Raw genomic sequence first — 26657 nt, 5'->3', positions numbered from 1 at the left:
GCTCACGCTCGCGATCGATGGCCACACATCTCCCGACGGTCGCAGCGCGGCCGATCACGAGACGGGTTCGCGGGTCTTCACCCCCAGTCGGCCGCGGTTCCTGTGCCCAGAAGAGACCAGCTTTGCGTGAGCAGGTCCGGAACCGCGGCCGACTGCGAATGAAGACCCTAAGGCGGTGGTCTCCCCACGTTTACGGCTCGAAGCGCTGCGACGCGTGCGGCGAGTTCCTCGGGCGAAACAGGCGGACCCGCCACACTCCGTGGCACAGACGCCCGAGCTTGAACGGGAGGAACTGCGCCACGCGGAGGAGCCACCACCAGTGCAGCCGCCCCAACCGCAGCAGTTGTTGTCGCGTTAAACGGCTCGACGGCAGTCCCCCACCGCATCGAGGAGGAGCCCACGTCCGGCCGAAGTCTTGGCAGCAAGCTTGCGACGAGCAGCAGCGCCGCCACCGTCCCCAGCACGGCCGCCACCGCTGCGAGCACTGGACCGAGGAGGGTCCCAGCTCCACCCACCAACGCGAAGACTCCAGACGGAGGCGGGGGCCCACCAAGGGGCAAAATTCTTCGCTCGGTGTCGAGCACGGCGCACAGGATGGCGCGGTCTGTCGGGTCGAGGCCCGCGAGACCGAGCGGCACCATCACGGCGCGAGAGCGGTTGCGCTTGGTCTTCCGAGACTTGCCCTTGAGCAAGCTTTCGATCTCCCTTTGGAGGCGTTGCCGCCCCCGGATCACCCTCTGCTTGATGTTCTGCTCCTTGTCCCCGAACCTTTTGGCGAGTTCGGCGTTCGAACAGCCCTCCAGGTCGTGAGCCACGAGTAGAGCTCGTGTCCCCTCGTCAAGGACGTCGAGCGCATCGAGCACGAGCGCGCGAGCCTCGACCCAGACTTCCACATCACACGGATCGAGGATCTCGGCCTCATCGGCCTGGACGAACCGCGCGTCCGCGCGTTGTGCGTGGCGACGCGCACGCAACGCGATCCGAGCGACAGGTCGAAGAAGCGCTCGACGCGCCTCTCCGCGATCCGAGGGGATCTCGTCCGCCCTCTGCCACATGGCGATGAGGGACTCCTGGACAGCGTCCTCAAGCTCGTGCCCCCGTACGCCGCACCTCCGAAGCCACCCAGGAACGAGCGCCGCGAAGGTCTCGCAAAGCGCCTGAAACGACCAGCCGTGAGGCTCCTCGGGGGACGGGTCGGGAGTGGGGACGGCTGAGACGGGACGCACAACTTGTAACGTCAGTCTGACCGCGACTTGGCGACAGGAAATCGACCGAGGGGTCAAAATTTTTTGGGGGGCGTTGCTCGTGTCCCGACGGAACACCAGGTTGCACGGGAAACGTTACAGCAGAAACGTGTCGAGCCCCTACGCGGCTCTGAACCTCGCGACCCGCACCGCGAGCTCCTGCCGCAGCTCGTCCAGCGTTACAGCCCGACGACGAGCGCGCGCTGCGTCGTTCCTACAAAGCACCGCGGTACCATCCGCGAGTTCGTGAGGACCGAGCACCACCCGATCCACCTCGCCGCAGACCGCGCAGCTGGCGCCCGCCTGAACTGCGCGCCCTCGGTGTCGACGAACGCGACATGTCGAGCACCAACCTTCGCCGCCTCGATGTTCGGTCACCTCAACAAACGCGCCGCACTGACCAGCGCACGGGCGAAGGATCTTCGGACGCTCCTGGTAGGGTTTTTGCCGCTGCATGGTGCCCTCGATGCCACGCACCGGAGGGGTTTGGCCAAGTTCCCCGGGACGAACCCAGTCCGGTCCCCGGGACGAACCCAGCCCGGACGAACCCCCGAGACAAACGACACACGCGGCGAAGCAGCGCTGACAAAGCCCTCTCTGCTGAGGGACTTTGTCCCCGGACGCACGAGACCCCTTGATCTCGGCCCTGAAAACGTGTCACCTGGACGCACGTTCGGCCGGGCTGGTCCGTGGTCGGCGAGGAAACCACAACGTGGAGTGCTGACAGGGCACAAAAAATAAGCGCGCCGGCCGGGTCTTTAGTTTGGCGACAGAGCCCCGGAACGACGCGCTTGCGAGACAGCCATGACGGTATCACGACTTGTGGCGGGTGGATCCCGCCGCGACACAGGCGCGCGTGTTTTTGCCACGCGCCATGTAGGACAAGCCACACAGAACGAGGCAACCCCTAACCCGCCTTCTCCGCATGCGTGGAAGAACTCGCTGCGCTGGCGGGTCTGGTCTCCGGACGGACCGAAGAGCAGCTTTGCTCGCGCGGTTCTGGCGGTGCTCCTCGAGCACGCTGACCACCTTGGCCGAACCTGGATCGGGCTCGAAGCCCTCGGAAGCCATGCGGCGATCGGGAGTCGGCGCACCATCCAGCGAGCCCTCGGCGAGCTCGTGACAGGCGGCTGGCTCCACGTCGAGGCCATGACTTGGGCGCGGCTCGCCGCTGAGCAGAAGGCCGCAGGGCGACCAGTGCCGCGACGGGGGGACGTCGGCCAGGCCCCTCACCTCTACACGATCCTCGACGGGTCCGGCGGATCTGCTGCTCGCGCCGGGCAGGAGGCCGTGAGGACACGTCCAAGCCTTTCTCGGACCAGTCCAACGACTCCACCAGCACCGGTTGCCCCCGAGGGGGGCCCCCGGCAAATCTGCCAGGGGGGCCCCCAGCAAATCCGCCAGGGGGGGCCCCCGGCAAATCTGCCCCCCGATCTGGATCCGATGGAATCTGGTTCCAGGACAGAGAGTGACGGGCGCGAGGCGCGCCCCCAACAGAACACACACGGTTCGAAGGAACTTCGGAGGGAGGAGCGGGGCTGGGTCGAGGCGTGGGAGGTCCTCGTCACCGCGCACGCCAAGCAGACCAAGCACGTCTACGGCCTGCCGCCACTCCCGCCCGACCTGAAGCGCGAGCAGCGCGAAGCCATGGCCGAGTGCCTCGATGGGGCAGCGGTCGAGATCTCCGCGAAGCTCCACGCTCGGGGCGTCAAGCGCGACCGCGTGGAGGTTCGGCACGAGCTCGCCGCGCGCGTCATGAAGCTTTACTTCAAGCGCAAGACGCCGCACCTCATGCAGGTGCGGCACGCGCTGCGAGACCTACCCCGCGAGCTCCACGCGCGCACGACGGAGGCCATGGCGGCGCTCTTGCGTGAAAGCCACGACGCCGCAGAGCCCCGGCGGTCTCGACCCGAGCCTGCCGCACCGGAAGCGCAGGTCGAGCAGGCACGCGCCGCGGCGATGGTCGAGCAGCTCTGCATGACGTTCGCGCCTCCAGGACAACAGCGACGCATCGATCGTGAGGAACTCGACGCAGAGTTTGGCTTTGCGCCGCTCAAGGACGCCGGAAACCCCACCCAGGACGAACCCGAGCCCGTCCCCGTCGAGCCCGAGCAGCCACAGATCGTCGCCGAAACCTCCGCACCGCCGCCCCCGCGTGAGGTGCTGCGCGAGGCAGGGCCCCAAGCGGCTCCTTGCGGGCCTCCGCCCGAGTTTCGAGGCTGGAGCCCTCATCGCCCGGCCACGCCGCGCGTGACCGCGGCGCTTGAGCAGCTCCGCGCCGCCCTTGGTCCCGGGCTCGTGCCCGAGCCAGAAGCCCAGGCCGATGCTGAGGCGCTGGCTGTCGCGCAGCGGCCACTTGGCAGGGCCGGCGCGCCCCGGTGGGGGGCTGTCGGTCCCCGGCCGGCGAAGGTGCGGCGCGTGCTGCCGCAGCTCGAGGAGCCGGAGGAAGGGCAGGGAGGGGGCGGCTCATGTTAAGTATTATAGAATACGATTATGCAATGGGGCTCAGCCGCTCCGGGGAAGGTCGGAGTCTTCCAGGCGAACCACACACGCCCCCACGAAGTGAAGCCGCTCCGTGCTGATGGATCGGGAGTGGAAAATCCATGGGTTTCCATGGATCCGCGTGGGTGGGTGAGGTGTCGATCGAGGTGGGATATTGTTGTTTGGAACGCAGATTCTGCCGTGAAACATTCCTCAGCGAAGCTGAGTGGCTTTCGCGGTGCGAAAAGTGGATCGTTTAGTGGACCTAAGTGGCTCGGCGAGCCTGTGAAACAAGATGGCGAGCCTCAGCTACATGGCCAAACCACGGCGATATCTCGGTTTGTCTGCGGAGGGCACGAGTCTTGCGCACATCGGAAATGTTGGTTGCATCTCCGTGAAACATTGCACCGGGGAGGACTGGGGCTCCGTTTTGTGCGAAAAGTGGTTCGATTTTGTGGCTCTTGCGGGACTCGACGCAGCGAAACAAGGGGCGGATCCAGAAATTTAGATCCATGGAGTGGGTTTTTGGGGTCTGTCCAGGAACCGAGGTGGTGACGATGGTTTCGTTTAACGAAACGGAGACGGGGGGCCCAAGACGACCGGTCGAGGTTACCGCACGAGCACCCCGCGCAACGGGTCGCGCTCGAAGAGCGTTCCCGCCCGGATGTAGCGGCGGAGCATTCCCTCGCTCGCGTGCCGCGTGATGCGCCCGATCTCGGCCAGGTTCGCGCCTTGGCTCGCCGCCGTCGTCGCGAACCCAGCGCGGAGCGAGTGCCCCGCGAGCTCGTGCACATCGAGCCCCACGCGCGCCGCGGCGCGCTTGATGACCTTGGCCACAGCACACGCGCTAAGTGCTGCACGACCGACGCGGCCCCAGCGGTCAACGGCGCGGAAGATGGGCCCGGACGTGATCGCCGCGGCGTCGAGCCAGGCCCGCAGCGCTGCGACAGGGCAGAGCGGGCCCGGGGCCGCATGGACCGGGATCTCGAAGCCTGCGCCCTCCTGGTCGCTCTTGCTCCGCGCGACGAGCACCGCGACGCCACGCGCATGCCACGCGACGTGCTCGACGAGCAGCGCGACGAGCTCCGACCGTCGCAGTGCCGCGCCGAACCCGACGAGGAGCAGAGCACGATCGCGCACGCCGCCGAGGTCGGGCGGGAGCGCGTCGATCATCTCGTGCAGCTCGGCCGGCGACAGCGCGGCCTTGCTCCGCGGACGCGTCCCGCGTCGAGCGCGGATGCCCGCGCGCACATCGCGCACGGCGGGATCGTTGGTGGGCAAAGGAAGACGCGCGGCGCGGTGCTGGTCGGCGATCGCAGCCAGCGCGACGTCGAGCGAGGCCGGCGAGAGTCCTTCAGCGTCGAGGTGCGCGAGGTACGCGGCGACAACGAGCGGCGCTGCGGGGAGCTCGCGCGCGCCGTGCTCGTGCGCGTACGCCGTCCAGCGTTCCCACGCGCGAGCATACGCGCGGCGCGTGTTCGGTGCGCGCGCGTGCGCGGCGTGCTCGGCCGCGCGTTGGACGTCGCCGGCGAGGCCTGCGGGGAGCGTCGCCGGCGCGACGCGCACGAGCGCGGTCATGTGCGCGCACGCATGACGACGTGGAACTCCGCGGAGAGGTAGCGGATCACGCTCGCCTCGACGTCGGCCGCGCTTGCCGCCTCGACGAGATCGCATCGGGAGAGCGAGAGCAGGCGCGCGCGGTGTGCTTCCAGCAAACACGCCTTGAACGCGTCGAGGTCTATCCCCACGGTCGCGCCGCTGGCCGCGAGCTCGGCGAAGAGAACCGAGACGAAGACCTTGTCGGATCCGGACGTGGGCCACGCGTTTCGCGAGCTGTTCGCTGCTGCCTGCACGCGGGCGGCGAAGTCTTCACGGGCGAGGCCGGAGAGCGGTTGCACGCCGCGCCGCTCCAGGTCGCGCACCTGGCGTGCGAAGGCCTCGACGGACGCGAGGCCCGCAGGCGAGAGCTCATCGAGCAACGCTGTGATGTCCTTCGCGCTCATCGTTCCATCGGTTCCTCATTGTCTCACGTTTCGTTCGACGAAACGGAGCCCTGTCTCGGCGCGATCCCGATGTAGTGGGTTCCATGTTCGTCTCGCACGAGCTTCGCGCGCTCTGCTTCCGGCAGGCTCGTCGGGAAGTCGTGATGATGGAGGATGACCCTTCCAGCCCCCGAAAGTCGCAGCACGGCAGCGTCGAAGCGTGGCGCGGGAAGCTTCTGCATCGTGCGAAGCGTGCGCACGCTGAGCAGCGAGCCCGGAGGCTCACGCGAAGCGAGCTTCAGCAGCGCTGAAAGCACGGCTTCATCATCGCCGGCGTCGTTCGTCGTGTTCGTTCGATCGAGCAACCTCGCGAACGAGAAGACCGTCCCCCGAGGTCCTTGAGGACAAAGCGCGGCGTCGTTGTCGTGCAAGAACTCGCTCCCCGCCTCGGGACGTAGCTCGATCGTCGCCTGTTTGTGGAGAGCGAGGAGCGCGGTGTGAACGTCGTTCACCGGAACGTGTGGCACGAGCGAGCGAACGACCCTTGAGATGGAGATCAAGCCAAGGTGCGGATCGTGTTCGCGATGAAGAGCGGCGAGGACCTGGTCGACGACGTGCGGCGAGAGAGCCGAGACCAGCGTGGCTGTTGCCGAGGTGGACGAGCTCGGCGCGCTCGCGCTCGTGCTCGTGGAGGGGTTCGGTACGCGCGCACGTGATCGGCCCGCGTGCGCGCTCGTCCCAGACGGCCCACCCTGCGCGAGCCAGGCGCGAAGCAGCGCCGAGCGGTCCGGGTGGTGCTGCTCCGTCACGAGCTCGTCAAGGCGGCGCTCCTCGTCCTCGGTGAGGCGAAAGCCGATGATGCGAGTGGAGGCGACCGACGCGCGCGGGGGACGTCCCATTGGTTTCGTTTAACGAAACATGGCAGGTGTGGTCAAGGAGTTGCGTAAACGAAACGCGGAAGGCCGGTTTGAAGCTCGGTTCGCGCATAGCTCGCGCCTGCGAATCGTCCGTCCGTCGCCGCGCTAGCGTCGGGCGAGGCGATTCCTCACTCCCACCCGTTGCAAACGCGCGAGGGAGGAAACGAACGGAGATCCTGCCCAACACGGCACTGTGTCTCCACGTCAATCGAGTCGCCCTTGTCTCCGTGGTTCGCGACCGTGCCGGGATGCCACGTCCCGTCGTCGTCCTGCCAGCGCACGCGGCAGCCACCCCCGTAGCGAAGTCGTTCCTTGTTCGTGGTGTCGTCGCTCATGGTCCCTCCATGGGCCTCATGCCCGGAAAGCCTCCCTTATCGGAACCGAGATTCTATGTCTACCACAGTAACACAGGCCACCGTCCAGACGGCCGGCTTGGCGCACGTGAAGCCACCCGGCAGGGACACGCGGTCGAACGCTGCGCCATGGCTCGTCCAGGGAAAGGCGTAGGGCTCAACGCTCACTTGTTCGAGGCATCCATCGCTCCAGGCCTGCAAATACGCAACGTCGGATCGCACTTCTCAAACCCGAGGCTCCTACAATCGACCCACATTTGGACCCCTGCGTTGCAGATCCAGAGCTCGGGGCCGTCACATATCGGACGACCGAAGCCTTGGTTTTGCGGCTCATATTTGTCACACTGAAAGTCCAGGCCGCATCGAGGCCGCGAGCCACCGATACATGAGAAGCCCTGGCCCTGTGCCGTACAGTCGACCAACTGCTCGTGACCATTCACGCACGCGCGCAACGTGGTCTCGTTCTCACACTCGATACCGGCTCGAAAATCGGCGAGGTAGTCCCAATAACGGGTCTCGAACTTCGCGTCGCATGCCGGACCGAGACCCGTGCAGCGGGCCTCGCTGGCGTCAGCAGCACACGTGAGCCCAAAGCCTGCGCAGCTCGGGGCCGTGTGCCAGGAATCAGTGCCCACTTCTGCGTGGCCAATGCAATTTCGTGGGGCCTCGTCGCTCGTGCAATGCGGAACGAACGTCTCGGCATCGCAGGAAAATTCAGGTAGCCCGCACGACGGGTAAGGAACGTCGTAACACTGGAGGCCCAGGCCGGCGCAATCGAGCCAGCGGTTTCGCAAATCGGGAGGCGAACCGACCCGCCTCATGCTGACGCCATCCTTGCATCCCGGTTCAGCGGTTGGCTCGTCTGGTGTTTGGAGATAGCCGAGGCATTCCCTCACGGCCTCGCAGCCGTTCGTTTTGTCCTTGAAACAATTCACACGCTCTGCAAGCGCGCGGTCGAACGAACGGGCCATGATCGCGCTATATGTACGGTCAATTCGTGAATTGACGTCGGAGTCGTAATCGTACGGCTGGCAGCTTTCGATGAAGATCGCTGCCCTCGCGACGGCCTCGGGATCCTTGGGCCCTGGGGGATCGGGAGGTTTGTATCCGCCGAGATCGGGAGGAGGAGGCGGCGGCGGTGGTGGCAAAGACAGGCCAAGGCAAATCCAGTCAGAATCGACGTCGGGGAACATTTGGCGGTCCCTGTTGTCGATCGACGCCCATCCAGGCTTGCACGTGTGTTCACATCCGGCGAAAACAACCCCACCGAGACCCAAGAGCACCAACACCAGGATCCATCGAGCTTTCATGACAAACCTCAAAAAAGGCTAAAAATCAGTATGCGGATGATGGGTCACAGCACCATGTCTCGGCCTTCGTCTCGTCGAGCTCGACGGTCCCGAAGGGCACACCCCCTCCGATGAGGTGGCACGTGCCCGGAACGAACTGGAGATCCAGGAGTTGCTTGCTCCCAATCGGTCGGCCTGCGGGGATGACGTCGTTGCAGTCGTGCTTTATGGAGCTGAACCCGTCCGCGCTAACGAGCGTGGTGCAAGCGTCGTCTTCGTACACGGCGAACGTCGCGTAACACGAGCCTCCGGATGCCTTGCACTCGCACGCCGTACAGCCTCGCGTGTCGATCTTGGCGTCGTCCGGGTACACGATGATCTGTTCGGTGTACGAGGCCCCCATGCAGGGGTGGATCCCCTTCTCTTTGTGGCGCGCGCAGTACCGCCAACTCCCGTCGTCATCCTTGGTCGCTACTTTGATCGGTAATTCGAAGCGACACGCCGCGCTTGCGCCACACGAGCCAGGTTCTCCCGCTTCGCTCCCGTTGCACGAGAGAGCGACGCGGCCCCACCGAGGCGCGGCGTCGTTTGAGGAGGAAGGAGGCTTGGGCTTGTCCGAGGACGGAGCGTCCTCCTTCACCGAGGGTACGGGCGGCGGCACCGGCTCGCATCCCACCCCCACGGGATCGGGCAAAGCAGAAATGTAGACCGACTGTGCGCACAGGACGCCGCTCCCTGGCGGGCACTCGGCACCGGCCGGCAGCGCCTTCACGCTCGTGCAGGAGCCGTCCCAGCTCGCAGGCGCGCCAAAGTCGTACGTGTAGGCTTGGGGGGTTTCGCATGTCGCAGCACGGACGAGGATCGAGCTGGGAGTCGGTGAGCATGTCCCTGTGACGTCGCCACACACACACGCCGGGCACCCTGAAGAAGGAACCTTCAGGTCTGCGAAACTGCGACCACCCCCGAACGCTCCGACATCGCGGGGGCAGAAGAGCGGAGCCTTCGACGTGTTGGAACCGATCCAGAACGGCTGCGGTTCGTGGAAGTCGTTGGGAGCGTTCTCGACGCAGACGCCACCGCAGCTCCGTGCGCTTGAGCCAGGTTCACCGTCGGAACCATCCGCGCCGTCTGCTCCCGCGTCGAGGGCGTCACGAACCTCCCGGCAAGCCTGCGTGTCGTAGATGGGTCCAGGGGTGATGCAATCGATTTCCGTCGCTTCACCGAGGCCGCAGCCCTCGACGACAGTGGCGGCTGACAACGAAGTAACGAGGACCAAGACGAACCTACGCTCCATGACCGATCTCCTAACAGACAAACCTAGAAGGTCACGACGCCACCAGCAACCAGCGATCCTACGATGGCAGAGCTCAACCAGATGGGTTGGTTGTTCGCACGTACTGGGATGCCGCTCGTACGCGCGACGGCATCCCCCCAGATCCGCAGACGAACCGGCGCTTGCGGGAAGAACTCGACGCCACCGCGCACGCCAAGACCCACCTGCCCCCCAGTGCGGATCAGCGCGGGGGCGGGCGCTTGAAGCCAGTCCGCCTGCACAAGCACGCAGCCGAACCACGCGCGCCAGTGGGCACATGGTGAGGCTGTCACCGTCCAGGACATGAACTGCAAATTCTTGGTCTCCTTGAGCCCCCACGCCGCGCGCCCCTCGAGCCCAACCGAGAACCATCCGCGCCGCCACGCCCCGAAGATTTGAGGCCCAACGGCTGCGCCGGGCGTCGCGCCGAACACGGCGGCCACCCCCGCGCCGATTCCCACGTGTCCAGCCGAGTTCGACGGAGCAGAGCGAGGCGCTGGCTCTTTGCGTGCGGGCGCTGCTACAGGCGCGGGCGGTGGCGGTGTGGGCTCGACGCGTGGCTCGTCGACCTGCACCGCCGGCGTCGCCTTCGCTTTCATCGTGAACTCCACCGGCTTTCGGCCACCCCGCGGCACCTCGATCGTCTTCGTCTCCTCCTCGAACCCCTCGAGCGCCGCGCGGAGCTCGTGCTTGCCCGCCGCGACGAACAACCAGAAGTCCGCGGGCCCTTCCTGCACGACGCGCCCGTCGAGCTCGACACGCGCGCCCGTCCTGTCGAGCCTCACGTCGAGCCGGCAGACCTCGCGCCGCGTGACGTCGTACGCCGTCACGAACTGCACCCGCTCGGCGGGTGACGCTCCCGCGTTGGGCTCCTCGAGTGCGCGGTGAAGCTGCGACGCGGCCGCGGCGTGCTCGCCGAGCTTGAACAGGGCGAGGCCGAGGCGCCCAACCACGGTAAGATCGTCCCGAAGCTTCAGCGCGTCCGAGTAGGCGATGACCGCCTCCGCCCATCGCCGCCCCACGCGCGCCTGGTTGCCCGCCTCGACGAGCTGCTCGAAGGTTGGCGCGCTGCTCGTCGTTGAGGTGGGCCCCGCGGCCGCGGTCTCCCCCACGGGGGCGAGCCCCAGGAGCACGAGGACGAGGGCCCGCCCCACCACCTTCACGCGCGACCACTCCGGGGCGGGATGGTGGTTTTGCGGGTTGTCGGCGGTGGCTGGCTCGTTGGCGGGCGGGTCGTACGCCGCCTCGACGGGGCGGGGGCGTATCGGTCGAGATACTCGCGGAGAGCCTCTTCGACGACCTCCCATTCCTTTCGACGGCCTTCGAAAGCGAAGCGCTCGAGGCGCTCGCTTGTCAGGGGCAGGAGGTAGATGGTCTTCCGGACCTGCTCGACACCGGAGCGCTTGCGCCGGACGACAGTGGGATCGGGTGGGCGAGAGGGAGGTGTGCGCGGAGCCATCGTCAGCCACGGTACCACCACATGGCCGGGCTCGTCGATGGGTAGTACATCATGACGTCGAGACGTCGTAACGCTTCATTTGATGAAGAAATGCGTTGGCGAATTTTATTGGCGCGCGCATCATCTCCAATATGGGCGAGCCGGAGAGCGAAGGCGGACTCGACGCCGCCGACTTACAGGGCACGGAATGGGGAGGACACCCCCTCTTTCCGAGGCCGGAGACGGAGACCGGGCCGGATCGGCGCCGGTTCGACATCATCCACGTGCAGCGGTACAAGGCCGACGGCACGCGGGAGATCTGCCCCAAATCGTGGAAGGGGAGCGAGCTTCGCTCGTTGGAGCAGATCAGCGATGCATACGGGGGCGGAACTTACCAGTTTACGGCGCAATGCGGCCGAACCTACCGGTTCCAGGCGTTTTCCGACAAGGTGCACCTGCCGGGCCCCTCGCGGCCGTTTGTCGAAATGCGGCCGCCTCCGCCGGAACCAACGCCAGAACCGGCCCCCGTTGCGGCTCCTCCGCCCGCCACGCCCGTGGCGCAGCCTGCCCCAGCCCCGGCGCAGCACGTGCCCCCGTCGGGGTACGTGCCGGGCCCAGCGGCGGCGTACCCATATCCGCCGCCGTACCAGCCGCCCCCTGCACCCTCGAACAACTCCGACGCGTTGGCGTTCGCGCGTTCGCTGGTCGAGGCCTCCTCGGCGCGGGAATCGACGCTCCTTCGGGCGCTGGTCGAGCGGCCTGCCACGAAGGAGACGAACCCGCTCGAGGTCGTGCGCGAGATCGTGCCGCTTCTCCAGGGGAACGCGGGCGGAACCCAGGCCCTTTTGCAGGGTGTCGAGCTCGCCCGGGGACTCTTGCCCGGGACGCCTGCGCAACCTGTCCAGCAGCCCGCGCAACCCGACGAGGACCTGGCTCTCCTCGGGCAGGTTCTTCGCCTCATTGCGCCAAACCAGGCGCCCCCGCCCGCTGCGGCTCCCGCGCCGGCTGCTACGCCTCCCCCCGCGGCCGCCATCGCGCCGCCTCCGGGCGCTCCTCCGCCGGGGTTCGGGTGGGCCTTCACCGCGGCCGGGTGGGTGCTCGTCCAGGTGGCCCACGTCCAGCCGCACTTCCAGAGCCCTCCGGCGGCCCCTGCTCCCGCAGCTCCCGCTCCGGCGGCCCCTGCTGCGCCCGGTGTAGACCTCGACGCGGCTTTTGGCGCGCTCCTGGCGGACCCCGTCCGGCTCACGCGCCTTCGGGCCGTCTTGGGGGCTCCGGCGCCCACAGTCGCACCGGTCGCCGCGGGTTCGACGGGCACGAGCGCGGGCGCCGCCGAAGCGGCACAACCGAAGGAGAGCGCCCCTAACGTCCCCGTGCCGGCCCCACAGGGTTTGGCCGCCGAGCTTGAGGCGCTGACGGGAGATCCTGCCCTCGGCCCGCTCCTCGCCGCGTTGACGGCAGGGGGATCGGCGTGACGGTCCTTGTCGGCCAGCGTTCCTTTCCGACGAACCAAGACAAGGCTCGTTGGATGCTCGAGCAGAGCCTTGTGGACGCTGATTTGCCCGCGGTCCGGCGATGGGCCGTCGTCTTCCGACGGCTGCCGCTCGAGGAACGGCCGGGGGCGATCTTGCGGTTCGTCCAGTGGGCGATCGATTACGTGCGGGATCCTGGGCAGGAGGTGCTCGAGGATGCCGCCGTCGCCCTGCTCCGCGGGTACGGCGATTGCGATGCGAAATCCCGCGCGTTCGTCGCGCTCTGCATCGCGAGCGGCATTCCCGCGCGAGGGCTCCCTGTGCGCGTCGACCAGGGCTTCCCGCACATCGAGGCGGAAGTCTTCGTCGGCGGGCGCTGGATGCGCGCGGATCCCACGATCCTCAACTCGGCGATCGGGCAGGTCCCGCCCGCGTCGTCGGCAGTCACGAACTATCGACCTTAGTCCATGGGGTGCTGCTGCATGGCGAAGCGAAAATCGGCGAAAGATCGCGAAAAGCTCGTCAAAGAGGTTTCGCGCACGAACGACAAGGCAGCGGTTGCGAAGAAAAAGAAGGCCCTCGGCGAGGCCAAGGCGGGCAAGCGTGCGGCCACCAAGGAGGCCCGGACCGCGTGCAAGCTCGACCGCGAGCGCACGAACAAGAAGACGCGCGCCGCGTACAAACGTACAATTGGACGGGCGCGAGCCAAGCGGGACGAGCAGCGCGCCGCGGCGCGGTCTCGGTGCGAGGCGGGGATCCACACGGTCGAGGAGACCCACAACCCGCGGATCAAGAAGTCGGCCGACGACCTCGCCGAGGAGCGGCGCCACCAGAACGAGATCCGCCGGATCGACGTGGCAAACAAGGACCGGCAGCGCTCGCGGGCGAAGTCCTGGGAACGCATGCAGGAGAGCAACGAGGAGGTCGAGCAAAACCTCCCGCCCGAGCTTCGCCCCGTGTGGCACCTCGTTAAGGGCACGATCAAGGCCGGCGGCCGGCGTTCGAGGCTCGAGGCGTTCCTCGAGCGTGTCGAGGAGGATCCGGATCTCGTTCCGCTCGTTCAGGAGCGGCTCGAGCGCGAGAGGCTCAAGCAGCTCGAGCGCGAGGAAGCCGCGCACTTCGAGCAACGGCGACCGCGGAAGACGAAGGCGACAGCCAAGACAAACGAGGATCTCGGCGATGTCGTCGCGGGGGCCTTCGACGAGGTTGCGTCGTTTTTCGATGAGCTCGCGGGGGGCGAAGACAACCAGGCGGCAGCCTAAGAACGAGGCGTTATGCGTGGCGTGGGCGTCCAGCGTGACTTTTCAAGGCGGATTGCGGCGCGATCTATCGCGATCGTCGCGTCGACGTCGTACCGCACACGCCGCGAGCCCGCGAAACGCCCTTGCTTCGTGAAGTGCGAGATCACGAGGACCGTGGGCGTCATCGCCCGGACGGCCCGCAAAAGCTCGCCTTGCTCGCGCTGGCTGTCGTTTGTCCACGCCTGCACCGAGTCGATCACGGCAACCGAGGCGCTCGGCGGAACACCAGCAAAAGCCTCGCGCCACGAAATCGAGGGCTTGGATGGGTCCTCTGGCTGCTGGCCGATGCGGCGCACGTGCCGTGTGGGGGACTTCGTCCGGGCGAAGAGCGCGTCGACGAGGGCCCGATCCTGCTCGGCGTCGAGCCAGTACGCGAGCCCGCCGAGCTTCTCGGCCATCTTCGCCGCGAGTTCGGCGCAGAGGGTGGATTTGCCGGCCCCTGGCTCGCCCCCGACGGCCACCTTGCGGCCGGGAACCACGCCGCCGAGGGCCTCGGAGAGCACGCAACCGAAATCGACGGGCTCAAGCGAGCGCGAGCCGCCGAGGGCCTCGACGACCACGCCCGGTGGTGGCTCGTGCTCGATGGGCTCCCACACCGAGGCGCCGCACACGCAAAACCCGCCCGAGATTTCGGGCCGCTGACGGCCGCAGATGCGGCACCGGAGAGGAGGTAGACGCATGCCCGGAGCGACCACGTTATCCTATTTGGGTCCGAGTTTCGACCCGTCCATCGGGGACACGGGCGATCTGTTGTCGATGCTCGGGGGGCTTTTCGGTGGGAATGGTGGAGGAAACCCCGCGCCTTCGGGCGGCATGGGGTCAAGCCTTGGCAACCTCGGGGGCGCGGCGCTCGCTACGAGCCTCGGGATGCCCTCGCTTGCGCCGCTTGCGTCGGGGCTTGGTGGGGCTCTCGGGGGCCTCGCGGAGCAGGGGATCGCAGCGCTGACGAAGCCGAAGAAGAAGCCGCCGAAGCGCCGGAAGCCGAACGCGAACGATCAAAAGATCCTCGCGGAAGGCCGGGCGATGGCCCAGCGCACGGGGATCCAGGCGTACGCACAGGATGCCGTGCTGCGCGTGCAACGCCCGGCGGATTACAAGCGGTTGCGCGCCGCTGGGAAGCTCCCGTCGCAGATCGCCGAGCGGCTACGGGCCGCCCAGCAGAGCCCCGCGGCCCCGCGGGTGGACTTCCGGCAGTTTTCCCAGGGGGCCGCACCAGCTCCGACGCCGGCCGCACCAACCCCGGCGCCAGCTCCAACGCCGGCCGCGGTGCCCCCCGAACCACGGCCGAACTTCGCCGCGCTCTTCGAGGGCCTCGATGCGGCCGAACGCGCGCACCTCGAGCTCGCAATCCAGGAGGGCCGCGGCGCGGAGACGTGGCGACAGATCCACGCCGCGCGAAGCCCCCAGCCCGCGACCAGCGCCGCGGCCACGTTCGTCAACGACGAACCATCGCCCATGCCCGAGCTCGACGGGTACAGCGAAACGAGCGGGCTCCCCGATGCGCGGCCCCGGCCGCGGAAGCACCTCGCGATCCTGCCGCTTCAGCAAGGGCAGCTCGAAGGCCTGCTTCGGGGCGTCCCGACCCTGCAAAAGCTCGACAAACGCCTGCTCCGGCTTCTCGCGGGTCGGTCGTCGGTGGCCCGAGACGTCGCCGGCGTCGACCCCGCGAGCGGCGTCTACCACGCGGCGCCTGGCGAAACCGCGTACGGCATCGCGAAGAAGCTCACGGGCAGCCCCGATCGCGTCGCGGAACTCGTCGCCGCGAACCCAGGCAATCAGGGGCCCGTCTGGCAGCTCCCGCCTGGGTGGCTGATGTTCGAGCGGGACACGGCCGCGCCAGTCACGACGGCGCGCCGGTACACTGTCCTGCAGAACGACACGCCGTACGGCATCGCAAAGAAGCTCGGCGCGCTCCCGTCGCGTCCGAAATGGTGGTCCGAGCTCAAGGCCGCGAACCCGCACAAGCCCACGAAGGACAACGGCGGCAACTGGGAGAGCTTGTACGCTGGTGAGGAGATCGGGATCCCCGACGAGTGGGCCGCGTCTGGCTCGATCCCGAACGGGACGCCCCCGGCCCCCCCGAGCCCCATCCCTTCGACAGGGCCAGGCCTCCCCGCGCCGGGGCAAACGGGGACGATGGACCCCGGCATCTACCTCCAGGCGCAAGCCCTGCTGGCTCTCTGGGCCAAGCAGAACCCGGGGGCGTGCGTTCCTGCCGATTTCGGCCTGAATCCCACCGATTTCACGGGCACGGCTACGCCGCGCACCTCGATGGCGCTCGCGAGCTTTCAAGCGTGGTGGAACAAGGCTCGGCCGTCGAGCCCCCTCCGCGCCGACGGCGTGCTCGACGAGCTCACCTATCGCGCGCTGTTCACGGTCACGGCTGCGCAGGTGCCCACCCCCACGCCCGCGCCCACCCCGACGCCCACCTTGCCCGGGTTGCCCCAGCTCCCGGACTGGCTGGGCAAAGTCCTCGGGGGAAGCGCTCCCATTCCTCCGGCAAACCTGCCGCAGCCTGCGCCCATCCCGACGCCACAGATCCCCGTGCCGCAGCTCCCGCAGCAGATCCCGCCGTGGCTCGAAGCATTGCTCAAAGGGACGGCCCCGAACGCGATCCCGGCGCCCCAGGTGCCCCCGCAGTTTCCGAGCCTGCCGGTTCCGCAGTTTCCGAGCCCTCCCATCGTGCCGGCGACGCAGCCGACGACCGAGGACGATGGTTCGGCCGTGCCATTCCTGACCATGCTGGGCGCAGGGCTTTTCCTGGCGTGAAGAAGGACGGATTATGACGTATTACTGGCGACACTTCACCACAAGCCCGACCGAGACCGCCGCGAAGGCGCTGGAATCGGCTCGCAATGGCTCATTCGCACAGCTCCCGTCGAGCGACCGCGCGAAGCAGTTGCGGGCGCTGCTCCTGCTCTCGCTCCAGGGGGCCACGCTGTCGGATGCGCCCGGTCCGCTCGGGGACCTCGGCCCGAGCCTCTACGGCGGCAACGACGAGCGCAACGCGGCGGGCGCAGCCCTCGCGAGGACGGCGATCGTGCTCGCGCCGCCAGGAAACATCGTGCTTGATCAGGACGTCCTGAGCTGGGACGACGCCCCCGCGATCACCGGCTCCATTCCGCCGATCGACATCCCGGGCCTGCCGACAGACGTAAGCGCTCTCCCGGCGCTCGCTGTCGTCGCGATCGTCAGCGTCGCCGCGGCTGCGGCCTGCTACGTCGGGACGATCGTCACGCAGTCGGACCATGCCATCGCGTTCGAGGCACAAAAAACGCAAAAACTGCTCAACGCGCATACTGCGGGCGTCAAAGTCATCGCGCTGCACGTCGAGCGGGAGAAGATTGCAGGGAAGATCCTTCCCTTCGACCCCGAAGAGAAGGCCATTTTGCATGGGCTCGAGGCAACGCAGCGCGAGATCGTGGCCGAGAAGCACACGCCGCTCCCCACCCCGTTCGACGGGGCGAGGGACTTCGGCAAGGCGCTCGCTGGGGCGACGAGCGAGATCGGGAAATCAACTGCCGACGCCCTCTCGTCGGTCGTGCCCATCGGGCTCGGCCTCGGGATGGTGTGGCTCATGAGCAAATAAGGAGGCTCCAATATGGCCGAAGCAGTAAGCGAATTTGTGCCAGTTCGTCGTGATGTTCTGGCGAATCTCCAGGCATCGGCGGCGGCTGGGGCCACGCTCCGGGAGTACGGCACCCGCGCGCGCGAAGCGGCGGTCACCGAGGCAAAGGCCCTGCCCGCAACCGCGCGGAGCCTCGTCCAGCCCATCGGGGTCGGCGCGGTCCTCGCCTACATCGCGACGCTCGACGACGTCAAGAACTCCGAGACCGTGAAAAAGCGCTGGTGGCTCTTGCCCGTGGCGCTCCTGGCCATCGGCTACATCCTGCGCCGCAAGAACAGCCCCCACGCGAGCGCGGTCTTGACCGCGGGCGCCGTGCTCTTCGTCCAGGCGTACCGCAACCGGCCGAAGGAGGAGCCGCAGGCCCAGGCCCCGGCGAAGCCTGGGGGCGACACGGCCGGCGTTCCCCAGGCCCTCCCGGTGATGCACCCGATCGACGATCGGACCGCCTGGATCCAGAGCGGCGGGCAATGGGTGCGCGTGCAGCTCGCGGCCCCGGTTCGTCCGGCGTTGCCTCAACAGACCGCGCCGGCCGCCGCCGCGCCGATGGCCCAAGACCCCGCCGCCGCCCTCGCCGCGGCCGCGTTCGCCGCGTGATTGACGACTTCTGAACCGATGGAGGCTCCATGACGATGAATTTCGACGATCCCAGGGCGCAGCAGGCCGATCAGCTCTTCGCGGAGCTCGACGCGCGCGGCGAAACCGCGGCGCCCGACGAGCTCGACCTCGAGGACACCGCTGGTCCTGAGGACGAGGACGACGCCCAGGAGACCGCCGCGGCCGAGCTCGAGGCGGAGGAGGGCGATACGGGCGACCTGCGGGCGCTCGCGGCGCGCGGCAAGCGAACGCTCTCGCTCGAGGAGGCGCGCACCCTTCAGGCGAGGGCCAGAGCGAGGGGCAAGAAGGCCGGCAAGGTGCAAGCGAAGCGTCGCCCCGTGGCGCCGGCCCGACCGCAGCCGCCGAAAAACCTGGTTCTGCCCGGGGAAGGCGTGAGGACCCTCGTCCGCCGGTGGGACCAGCAGGGCAAGGAGTTCACGATCAACCAGGCCGGCAGCTACTACTACGCCACCGAGATCCGTTGCAAATGCGAGGGCAACGCGGAGCGTGCTTATTTGCGCATCCCCGCCGGGAGATACGCCTTTTTCGACAAGGCCCTCGACGACGACACCACGTACCTCGGCAACAACGGACGGGTGACGGTCGACATCACGAATTTTCAGCGACCGAGCAAGAACACGAGCCACGGCCAGGACTTCCTCATCCAATCGATCTCGATGATGGAGGCAAACCTCCGTGTCCGATACGACGAGAGCGACATCGGCGCCGTGATGGGCCTCGACACCGCCGCCAGCGCTCTCCGCGGAAACGCGTGGTTGTGGGATGACGCTGGCGTGTTCCTGCCCGCCGAGATCTTCCACGACTTCACCGGGGAGAACCTGCTCTATCGGGCTGTGCGTCGCTCGGGGGCGCTCTACTTCGTCTGGGAAAAGGCTCGCGTTGGCGGGAGCGCGAACCGCCGCGAGATCCTGGTCGATCACCTGCGCAACATCCCCGACGTGCGCGTGCGCTCCCTCGCGCGGACCTCGGGCGGCGCTGCGGTGCTGCCGGTCCAGGACGGTTATATCTTCTGCGACGACCCCGAGCGGAGCGAAGACGGCGCTTTCAGCGCGGTTTTGCACCTCCCCTCCGACGTCATCTTCCCGATCAAGCCCATCGATCTCGGCTCGGGGAAGAAGGCGAAGCCGCTTGAGGTGGGGCTCTACGTCCAGCTCAACCTCAACGGGATCGGCTTCCAGCTCGCACGCCGTGGGCAGGTGACGAGGTAGACGACGGGAACGGCGCGAGGGGCGCGCTCGTGGCGCGTCCCTCGCCCGGGAGGGCTGGCCATGGTGGGCGTGCATATCGACAGCGAACAAAAGGAGAACCGCGTCGAGGCCGACGCGGGGCTCCCCTCGAACCATTGCGTTCTGATCGTCGAGCCGGCGCCCTTGAACGTCGATGACGCCGCGCCCGTTTGGCGCGTCTCGGTTGACGTGGTTCTTCGGGATCCAGCGCTTGGAAATGAGGTCCTCACCGCGACCTTGCCCGCCGTGCTCATCGGCCCGATCATCCACAAGCGGCAGGTCACGGCGATCGCCCGCTACCCAGCGCCGGTGGCCCGCTGGGTGTGGCGCTTCGAGTCCGACGCCGGCCGAGCTCGCGCCCGCGTTTGGCTCCATCCGGGCGAGTCGACGCGGGGGGAATGCGGGATCTCGGTGGTGCCTGCGATGCTGCTGCGTCGAGGGGTGCAGGTATGACTCGGGCTGCCTTGCTCGAGGCGTGGCCCGAGGTCACCGGGCGCGAGGCCGTCCGCGTGGGCGAGCTCCAGGCCGTGGCCGCCCTCTTCGGCGTGGGGACCGTCGACGAGGCCCGCGCGCTGCTCGTCGAGCTCTACCGCCGACCGTTGACCGCGGCCGCGCTCGAGACGGGCAACGCGCGCGCGATCGTCGAGGCCCTCGGCTGGGAGGACGCCGCGGCCCCCACGGCCGAAGAGGTCTTCGCGCGAGCCGCGCTCGATGCGCGGGCCCTCGGCGAGCCGCTTCACGTCGAGCTCGACAGCTCCGCCCCCGAGGAGCAGCGCGATCGTGTCCTCACGGTCGACGGTTGGATGCGCTTTGAGGAGGACTACTTGCCGCGCGTTGTCACCGGCGAGAACGGTCACGCGCACCCCGAGGCCCTCAAGGCGCAGGCCATCGCGGCACGTACATACGTACAAAGAGCCATGCGGGATCACCGGGCGCTCGGTCGCACGGTGCCGATCATCAACTCGCAGAAGTTCCAAGTCTACGCGCGCTCGGCGTTCGCCTCGTGCGTTGCAGCCGCAGCCGACACGCGGGGCATCATGGCGCGGTACCAGGGGCGCCTCGTGCTCGGAAACTACGTGGCAGGGGCGCTCTGGACGAGCGGCAAGGCAGGCGCGGACCCGACGCACACGGAGCGCTGGGTCACCTACAACGAGGGGAAAACGGGGCGGTTCGTCCAGCCGACACGGCTCTCCGACATGCGACGCACCGACAACCGCGGCTGCATGGGCCAGAACTGCGCCGACTGGCTCGCGCGGAACGGGCGCCGCTACCCCGAGATCCTGCGGTTTTTCTACGGCGCCGATCTTGAGCTCGGCGCGACGGTCGGGACGAACTCGACCTCGACCACGCTCCCGACCAAGCCAGCGGCCGAGCGCTCGGACCCGATCCCGGGCCTCGCGGTCGCCGGGGCGGTTTTTCAGTGGCTCTTTCGTGGAGGTCTCCCTTGAACAAGCGCCCCCTCAGCCAGTTCGCGTTCGCGGTCTACCGTTGGTCGAGCTTCCGCAAGGAGTGGGACCATTTCGCCTACGTTGTGTCCGTTCCGACCGAGAATTTTCTGACGGACACGATCAAGTCCCTCGTGAGCGGCAGGGATCTCGAATACGTGGCCGTGGAGAACCTCCACGCCACGAGCAAGCAACCCAAGTACGAATATTGGAGCGGTAAAAACGGCGATTTCGCAGCCTTCACACCCCGATCGAGGTGAGCCCATGGCGAAGAAAGCGACCGACAGGCAACGTGAGAAGAGCCTCCAGGAGCAGATCCGCGACGCGGCGGGAACCGGACGGCTGCGCAGGTATCAGGCGACCGTCGGCGTCACCGCGGCCGCCATCGTGCCCGAGGGGGAGGCGTACACGCTTTGGGACAAGGGTACTTATGTACATACGTACGGCGTGCCCGTGGGTGTGAAGCAGGACGGATCGTGGCGCCACCCTGCGGGCCCTGGGTGGACGCAGGAGATCGGCGCGCTGCTTGATGGGGCGCCCTTCGTGCGGAAGCCAGGGGGCTGAGGGAGCTCGCCATGGTCCTCCGTCTCGTGCAGCCCGGCCTCGGTCCCTCTCGGCCCCTCGTGGCCACGTTCCTCTCGTGGGCGGGCATGGACGCGAAGATCCGCGCGGCCTTCGGCCCTGCCCCCTGCATCATCGCCGACGACAGCGCGAAGGGGACCGAGACGCTCGCCGAGCTCCTGGAGTTCGCCCACAAGGCTGGCGGTGTCGCGCAGGTCTCGCGGCTCGCGCTCGTCGGGTATAGCGCCGGATGCCAGCGCGTGCGCAAGCTCCGGATGGACGGCGCGAAGGCCGACGCCTACCTCCTCTCTGACGGCACCCACGCATCATGGCCCCCGCAGGAGTGGCATATCGCCTGGCTCCGCGAGCTCGCGGACGAGGCCCGGCGTGGGAAGGTGCTCGTGGTCGCGTCTCACACGTGGCAGACGTACACGGAAGAACTTACGCCACCGCTCACGCCATTCGCGTCAACGGTGACGGTGTTGCGGATGGCCACGGGGTTTCCGCTCAAGCAGGGCGGGCCGCCTGAGGCGCCCGTAGTGTCGCGAGACGGCCAGCTATGGGTTTACTCGTACGCGAGCGCGAAGAGCGACGCGAAAGCCCACAGTTATCAGGCGATGTTTGCGCAGCCCAAGCTTGCCGCACAGCACGTCGCGCCGTGGCTGCTAAGCGGCCCTCCCGCCCCCAGCGTCGAGCCCACGACGAAAGCCACCTCGAACAGCTCGAGCGACGACATCGGCCCGGGGTTGGTCCTTGGTGGGCTCGTGATGCTGGCTCGCCATTTTGTCCCCTAGCCTTCGCGCGGTAGGTCCGTCACGCCTCCTCTCGACGAGACCGTCATAACGACGTTACAGGTGCCGTAACAGCGCCATGACAGTTGTTGCGTGGCCGGAACAGCTTGCGCTTGCCAGCCAGCCGCAGAATCGAAACGTGACGTCATGGGCAACTCGCTGGACGTCCGTTGGCTTGGGCCCGCAGAGCATGGGTCGCTCTTGGAATTGTACGGCGAACGTCTCCCCACCAAGCTCCTGACGCCTCTGGCTTGCCCCTTGCTTTCCCCCCGAGGCGCACGACGTCCACCAATACACGCGTAACAACAGCCACACACACGAGAACAATAGGAGCCTAACCATGCTTTATTTCAATCAGGTTCGCAGCGTTTTCCTCGCCTCCTTCGCCGTTGGCTTCGCGGTTCACGCGTTTTCGGCCGAGGCGAGCGAAGCGGCGCCCACGCAGAGCGAAGCGGTGCCCATGCAGAGTAACGAGTGCAGTTACAATGATGCGAATGGGGTGTCACACACGTGTCACCAGGGACTGGTCACCACCACCGGGTGGACGTGTAATAACTTCCCGAACGAGAAATCATGTCGCCTTGTCAGTGGATCGTGGGGTGGCGCGGGTGGGACCTGCACTTTCACCGCGAGGCCCAGCGGTTGCGAGTGATCCAAATTTACAGGATGCTGAGGGGGCGAAACGTACAGATGTGCGAGATGTTCGCGGGACATACCCCCATCTTGGCCAACGGTTCCGGCCGAACCGCCTTGCGCCCGTGCTTCCCGAGCCGAATTGATGCTGGCTCGACGTTTGGCCCCGTAGCTCCAGCGCCGTGGGTTGCGGTCCGGATCAATGAAACGGCAACCGCGTTCTAACAAGCCGCGGATGGTGCCGAGGTCCTCGGGGCTGGCGGCCTGCCACTCGCCAGCCCTGGCCGCACCGAACCGCGCTCGAGGTTCCCGAGGCGGTCCCGAATCACCACGAGCATCTTCCGCACCGTCGTGGGGTTCCAGTGCCGCATGTCCTCGACAAGCGCCCCGTGATCGCTCGTCGTGTCGCAGTTCAGCAGATCGAACGGCTGCACCTTGAGGGCCTCCGCGATGGCCCGTACCGTCACGACGTTAGGCGAGATCCGGCCGAGCTCGATCCCCTCCAGATGGCTCGGCCACAAGCCAGAGCGTTGCCCAAGCGTCTTCGTCGACAGCCCCCGCTCGAGCCGCAAAAGCCGGATCCTCGCGCCAACCTGGGAAACCAAGGGGGGATGTTCCCTGCGACCACCCATCACGCATCCTCCGTCATCGCGGCAAAGCGAAGTAAAGAAGCCCTTTTTCGTGCTGAATCCCCGCACCAATCTCAACGAACGGCGCTGGCAACTTCACGGGCTCGAGGCGTAGCAGTTGCCGCGTTTCGGCCTCGAGCAGAGCCTTGTCGAGCAGCGTCCTCGGCACGGACGGCAACCCCGCACGCACGAGCGACAGCGGGACGCCCGCTCGATGCGTGGGGAAGAGCCGTCCAACAGCGTCGACGACATGGGACACGAGCTCGGGGGTCGGCTTGTCCCCGCGAACCGCCCGAACCCGCTGGGCGTACCGCAGGACATCGGCCAGCTCGTGCACGTCCAGGCCGCACAGCTCGTCAACCACCTCCTCGAGCGGCGAACGGCAGCGGCGCCTCGACGAAGGCCCCGAGGGAGGCGGGCCGCCGCTTGGCGGAGGAGCGGTCGCCGGGGAAGGGAAGGGCAGCATCTTTCTTTCGGCCTGATCCATGGTTCTTGCTCCGGCTCACGGGCGTGAGCGAGCGTCCCCCGGACTGCGTGCCTGGCGCAGGGCGCAGCCCACGGGACGCTCGCTCACGCTCGCGATCGATGGCCACACATCTCCCGACGGTCGCAGCGCGGCCGATCACGAGACGGGTTCGCGGGTCTTCACCCCCAGTCGGCCGCGGTTCCTGTGCCCAGAAGAGACCAGCTTTGCGTGAGCAGGTCCGGAACCGCGGCCGACTGCGAATGAAGACCCTAAGGCGGTGGTCTCCCCACGTTTACGGCTCGAAGCGCTGCGACGCGTGCGGCGAGTTCCTCGGGCGAAACAGGCGGACCCGCCACACTCCGTGGCACAGACGCCCGAGCTTGAACGGGAGGAACTGCGCCACGCGGAGGAGCCACCACCAGTGCAGCCGCCCCAACCGCAGCAGTTGTTGTCGCGTTAAACGGCTCGACGGCAGTCCCCCACCGCATCGAGGAGGAGCCCACGTCCGGCCGAAGTCTTGGCAGCAAGCTTGCGACGAGCAGCAGCGCCGCCACCGTCCCCAGCACGGCCGCCACCGCTGCGAGCACTGGACCGAGGAGGGTCCCAGCTCCACCCACCAACGCGAAGACTCCAGACGGAGGCGGGGGCCCACCAAGGGGCAAAATTCTTCGCTCGGTGTCGAGCACGGCGCACAGGATGGCGCGGTCTGTCGGGTCGAGGCCCGCGAGACCGAGCGGCACCATCACGGCGCGAGAGCGGTTGCGCTTGGTCTTCCGAGACTTGCCCTTGAGCAAGCTTTCGATCTCCCTTTGGAGGCGTTGCCGCCCCCGGATCACCCTCTGCTTGATGTTCTGCTCCTTGTCCCCGAACCTTTTGGCGAGTTCGGCGTTCGAACAGCCCTCCAGGTCGTGAGCCACGAGTAGAGCTCGTGTCCCCTCGTCAAGGACGTCGAGCGCATCGAGCACGAGCGCGCGAGCCTCGACCCAGACTTCCACATCACACGGATCGAGGATCTCGGCCTCATCGGCCTGGACGAACCGCGCGTCCGCGCGTTGTGCGTGGCGACGCGCACGCAACGCGATCCGAGCGACAGGTCGAAGAAGCGCTCGACGCGCCTCTCCGCGATCCGAGGGGATCTCGTCCGCCCTCTGCCACATGGCGATGAGGGACTCCTGGACAGCGTCCTCAAGCTCGTGCCCCCGTACGCCGCACCTCCGAAGCCACCCAGGAACGAGCGCCGCGAAGGTCTCGCAAAGCGCCTGAAACGACCAGCCGTGAGGCTCCTCGGGGGACGGGTCGGGAGTGGGGACGGCTGAGACGGGACGCACAACTTGTAACGTCAGTCTGACCGCGACTTGGCGACAGGAAATCGACCGAGGGGTCAAAATTTTTTGGGGGGCGTTGCTCGTGTCCCGACGGAACACCAGGTTGCACGGGAAACGTTACAGCAGAAACGTGTCGAGCCCCTACGCGGCTCTGAACCTCGCGACCCGCACCGCGAGCTCCTGCCGCAGCTCGTCCAGCGTTACAGCCCGACGACGAGCGCGCGCTGCGTCGTTCCTACAAAGCACCGCGGTACCATCCGCGAGTTCGTGAGGACCGAGCACCACCCGATCCACCTCGCCGCAGACCGCGCAGCTGGCGCCCGCCTGAACTGCGCGCCCTCGGTGTCGACGAACGCGACATGTCGAGCACCAACCTTCGCCGCCTCGATGTTCGGTCACCTCAACAAACGCGCCGCACTGACCAGCGCACGGGCGAAGGATCTTCGGACGCTCCTGGTAGGGTTTTTGCCGCTGCATGGTGCCCTCGATGCCACGCACCGGAGGGGTTTGGCCAAGTTCCCCGGGACGAACCCAGTCCGGTCCCCGGGACGAACCCAGCCCGGACGAACCCCCGAGACAAACGACACACGCGGCGAAGCAGCGCTGACAAAGCCCTCTCTGCTGAGGGACTTTGTCCCCGGACGCACGAGACCCCTTGATCTCGGCCCTGAAAACGTGTCACCTGGACGCACGTTCGGCCGGGCTGGTCCGTGGTCGGCGAGGAAACCACAACGTGGAGTGCTGACAGGGCACAAAAAATAAGCGCGCCGGCCGGGTCTTTAGTTTGGCGACAGAGCCCCGGAACGACGCGCTTGCGAGACAGCCATGACGGTATCACGACTTGTGGCGGGTGGATCCCGCCGCGACACAGGCGCGCGTGTTTTTGCCACGCGCCATGTAGGACAAGCCACACAGAACGAGGCAACCCCTAACCCGCCTTCTCCGCATGCGTGGAAGAACTCGCTGCGCTGGCGGGTCTGGTCTCCGGACGGACCGAAGAGCAGCTTTGCTCGCGCGGTTCTGGCGGTGCTCCTCGAGCACGCTGACCACCTTGGCCGAACCTGGATCGGGCTCGAAGCCCTCGGAAGCCATGCGGCGATCGGGAGTCGGCGCACCATCCAGCGAGCCCTCGGCGAGCTCGTGACAGGCGGCTGGCTCCACGTCGAGGCCATGACTTGGGCGCGGCTCGCCGCTGAGCAGAAGGCCGCAGGGCGACCAGTGCCGCGACGGGGGGACGTCGGCCAGGCCCCTCACCTCTACACGATCCTCGACGGGTCCGGCGGATCTGCTGCTCGCGCCGGGCAGGAGGCCGTGAGGACACGTCCAAGCCTTTCTCGGACCAGTCCAACGACTCCACCAGCACCGGTTGCCCCCGAGGGGGGCCCCCGGCAAATCTGCCAGGGGGGCCCCCAGCAAATCCGCCAGGGGGGGCCCCCGGCAAATCTGCCCCCCGATCTGGATCCGATGGAATCTGGTTCCAGGACAGAGAGTGACGGGCGCGAGGCGCGCCCCCAACAGAACACACACGGTTCGAAGGAACTTCGGAGGGAGG

Annotated in this window: 25 protein-coding genes; 13 read left to right on the top strand and 12 right to left on the bottom strand. The window is 67.4% G+C overall.

Going from position 1 to position 26657, the window contains the following annotated elements; genetic code table 11:
- Nucleotides 1–167 precede the first annotated feature (167 nt).
- Nucleotides 168–1226, bottom strand: coding sequence for an RNA polymerase sigma factor (locus E8A74_RS48450; protein WP_170229946.1), 1059 nt, complete (start codon nt 1224–1226; stop codon nt 168–170).
- 1461 nt (nt 1227–2687) lie between these two features.
- Here E8A74_RS48450 and E8A74_RS48445 point away from each other — a divergent pair.
- Nucleotides 2688–3719: a hypothetical protein gene (locus E8A74_RS48445; RefSeq protein WP_136935993.1), complete on the top strand. Its 1032-nt coding sequence runs from the start codon at nt 2688–2690 to the stop codon at nt 3717–3719.
- A 615-nt stretch (nt 3720–4334) separates the two neighbouring features.
- On the opposite strand, the gene E8A74_RS48440 is transcribed toward E8A74_RS48445, so the two are convergent.
- The 7 genes from E8A74_RS48440 to E8A74_RS48410 all read right to left on the bottom strand — a co-directional run bounded on the left by E8A74_RS48440 (nt 4335) and on the right by E8A74_RS48410 (nt 10741).
- On the bottom strand, nt 4335–5303 hold the full coding sequence (locus E8A74_RS48440; protein WP_170229949.1) for a site-specific integrase: 969 nt from the start codon (nt 5301–5303) through the stop codon (nt 4335–4337).
- Complete coding sequence (locus E8A74_RS48435) at nt 5300–5728, bottom strand: hypothetical protein (RefSeq protein WP_136935991.1); 429 nt, start codon at nt 5726–5728, stop codon at nt 5300–5302. The genes E8A74_RS48440 and E8A74_RS48435 overlap by 4 nt, the downstream gene beginning before the upstream one ends.
- A gap of 23 nt (nt 5729–5751) precedes the next feature.
- Nucleotides 5752–6606 (bottom strand): hypothetical protein, encoded by an 855-nt coding sequence (locus tag E8A74_RS48430; protein WP_136935990.1) that lies wholly within the window; start codon nt 6604–6606, stop codon nt 5752–5754.
- 146 nt (nt 6607–6752) lie between these two features.
- The gene (locus tag E8A74_RS48425; RefSeq protein WP_136935989.1) at nt 6753–6959 is read right to left on the bottom strand and encodes a tudor domain-containing protein; all 207 of its coding nucleotides are present in this window, start codon (nt 6957–6959) and stop codon (nt 6753–6755) included.
- A gap of 182 nt (nt 6960–7141) precedes the next feature.
- Nucleotides 7142–8287, bottom strand: coding sequence for a hypothetical protein (locus E8A74_RS48420; RefSeq protein WP_136935988.1), 1146 nt, complete (start codon nt 8285–8287; stop codon nt 7142–7144).
- Nucleotides 8288–8312: 25 nt separating this feature from the next.
- Complete coding sequence (locus E8A74_RS48415; RefSeq protein WP_136935987.1) at nt 8313–9560, bottom strand: hypothetical protein; 1248 nt, start codon at nt 9558–9560, stop codon at nt 8313–8315.
- A 23-nt stretch (nt 9561–9583) separates the two neighbouring features.
- Nucleotides 9584–10741: a PEGA domain-containing protein gene (locus E8A74_RS48410; protein WP_136935986.1), complete on the bottom strand. Its 1158-nt coding sequence runs from the start codon at nt 10739–10741 to the stop codon at nt 9584–9586.
- 391 nt (nt 10742–11132) lie between these two features.
- Between E8A74_RS48410 and E8A74_RS48405 the strand changes: the two genes are divergently transcribed.
- From E8A74_RS48405 to E8A74_RS48395, 3 genes are read left to right on the top strand one after another with little or no spacing between them, the layout of a single operon-like run.
- Nucleotides 11133–12488 carry a PH domain-containing protein gene (locus tag E8A74_RS48405; RefSeq protein ID WP_136935985.1) on the top strand — a complete coding sequence of 452 codons (1356 nt, stop codon included), beginning with the start codon at nt 11133–11135 and terminating at the stop codon, nt 12486–12488.
- A gap of 53 nt (nt 12489–12541) precedes the next feature.
- Nucleotides 12542–12949, top strand: a complete 408-nt coding sequence (locus tag E8A74_RS48400) for a transglutaminase-like domain-containing protein (RefSeq protein ID WP_136935984.1) — start codon at nt 12542–12544, stop codon at nt 12947–12949.
- Between the two features lie 18 nt (nt 12950–12967).
- The gene (locus E8A74_RS48395) at nt 12968–13747 is read left to right on the top strand and encodes a hypothetical protein (protein ID WP_136935983.1); all 780 of its coding nucleotides are present in this window, start codon (nt 12968–12970) and stop codon (nt 13745–13747) included.
- Here E8A74_RS48395 and E8A74_RS48390 read toward each other — a convergent pair.
- Nucleotides 13744–14466 (bottom strand): P-loop NTPase family protein, encoded by a 723-nt coding sequence (locus E8A74_RS48390; RefSeq protein ID WP_136935982.1) that lies wholly within the window; start codon nt 14464–14466, stop codon nt 13744–13746. The genes E8A74_RS48395 and E8A74_RS48390 overlap by 4 nt on opposite strands.
- A gap of 187 nt (nt 14467–14653) precedes the next feature.
- On the opposite strand from E8A74_RS48390, the gene E8A74_RS48385 reads away from it, so the two are divergent.
- From E8A74_RS48385 to E8A74_RS48345, 9 genes are read left to right on the top strand one after another with little or no spacing between them, the layout of a single operon-like run.
- Nucleotides 14654–16555, top strand: coding sequence for a LysM peptidoglycan-binding domain-containing protein (locus E8A74_RS48385; protein WP_136935981.1), 1902 nt, complete (start codon nt 14654–14656; stop codon nt 16553–16555).
- Between the two features lie 13 nt (nt 16556–16568).
- Nucleotides 16569–17375, top strand: a complete 807-nt coding sequence (locus E8A74_RS48380; RefSeq protein WP_136935980.1) for a hypothetical protein — start codon at nt 16569–16571, stop codon at nt 17373–17375.
- A gap of 12 nt (nt 17376–17387) precedes the next feature.
- On the top strand, nt 17388–18008 hold the full coding sequence (locus tag E8A74_RS48375) for a hypothetical protein (RefSeq protein ID WP_136935979.1): 621 nt from the start codon (nt 17388–17390) through the stop codon (nt 18006–18008).
- Between the two features lie 29 nt (nt 18009–18037).
- The gene (locus E8A74_RS48370) at nt 18038–19237 is read left to right on the top strand and encodes a hypothetical protein (protein ID WP_136935978.1); all 1200 of its coding nucleotides are present in this window, start codon (nt 18038–18040) and stop codon (nt 19235–19237) included.
- Between the two features lie 60 nt (nt 19238–19297).
- On the top strand, nt 19298–19708 hold the full coding sequence (locus tag E8A74_RS48365) for a hypothetical protein (protein WP_136935977.1): 411 nt from the start codon (nt 19298–19300) through the stop codon (nt 19706–19708).
- Entirely contained in the window at nt 19705–20703 is a 999-nt protein-coding gene (locus tag E8A74_RS48360; RefSeq protein ID WP_170229948.1) for a SpoIID/LytB domain-containing protein, read from the top strand. The genes E8A74_RS48365 and E8A74_RS48360 overlap by 4 nt, the downstream gene beginning before the upstream one ends.
- Nucleotides 20700–20960 (top strand): hypothetical protein, encoded by a 261-nt coding sequence (locus E8A74_RS48355; RefSeq protein ID WP_136935975.1) that lies wholly within the window; start codon nt 20700–20702, stop codon nt 20958–20960. Before E8A74_RS48360 ends, E8A74_RS48355 begins: the two co-directional genes overlap by 4 nt.
- Nucleotides 20961–20964: 4 nt before the next feature.
- Nucleotides 20965–21264: a hypothetical protein gene (locus E8A74_RS48350; RefSeq protein WP_136935974.1), complete on the top strand. Its 300-nt coding sequence runs from the start codon at nt 20965–20967 to the stop codon at nt 21262–21264.
- Nucleotides 21265–21275: 11 nt separating this feature from the next.
- Nucleotides 21276–22055 carry a hypothetical protein gene (locus E8A74_RS48345; protein WP_136935973.1) on the top strand — a complete coding sequence of 260 codons (780 nt, stop codon included), beginning with the start codon at nt 21276–21278 and terminating at the stop codon, nt 22053–22055.
- Nucleotides 22056–22906: 851 nt separating this feature from the next.
- Here the strand turns inward: E8A74_RS48345 and E8A74_RS48340 are convergent.
- The 3 genes from E8A74_RS48340 to E8A74_RS48330 form a co-directional block, all read right to left on the bottom strand.
- Nucleotides 22907–23317, bottom strand: a complete 411-nt coding sequence (locus E8A74_RS48340) for a helix-turn-helix domain-containing protein (RefSeq protein WP_136935972.1) — start codon at nt 23315–23317, stop codon at nt 22907–22909.
- A gap of 13 nt (nt 23318–23330) precedes the next feature.
- Entirely contained in the window at nt 23331–23678 is a 348-nt protein-coding gene (locus tag E8A74_RS48335; protein ID WP_136935971.1) for a hypothetical protein, read from the bottom strand.
- Nucleotides 23679–24049: 371 nt separating this feature from the next.
- Nucleotides 24050–25108, bottom strand: coding sequence for an RNA polymerase sigma factor (locus E8A74_RS48330; RefSeq protein WP_170229946.1), 1059 nt, complete (start codon nt 25106–25108; stop codon nt 24050–24052).
- Nucleotides 25109–26657 lie beyond the last annotated feature (1549 nt).

Source organism: Polyangium fumosum (assembly GCF_005144585.1).
In the GTDB taxonomy this organism is placed as follows: Bacteria; Myxococcota_A; Polyangia; order Polyangiales; family Polyangiaceae; genus Polyangium; species Polyangium fumosum.
The sequence above is the reverse complement of the archived record's forward strand: the minus strand, read 5'-3'. Positions and strand labels throughout refer to the sequence as shown.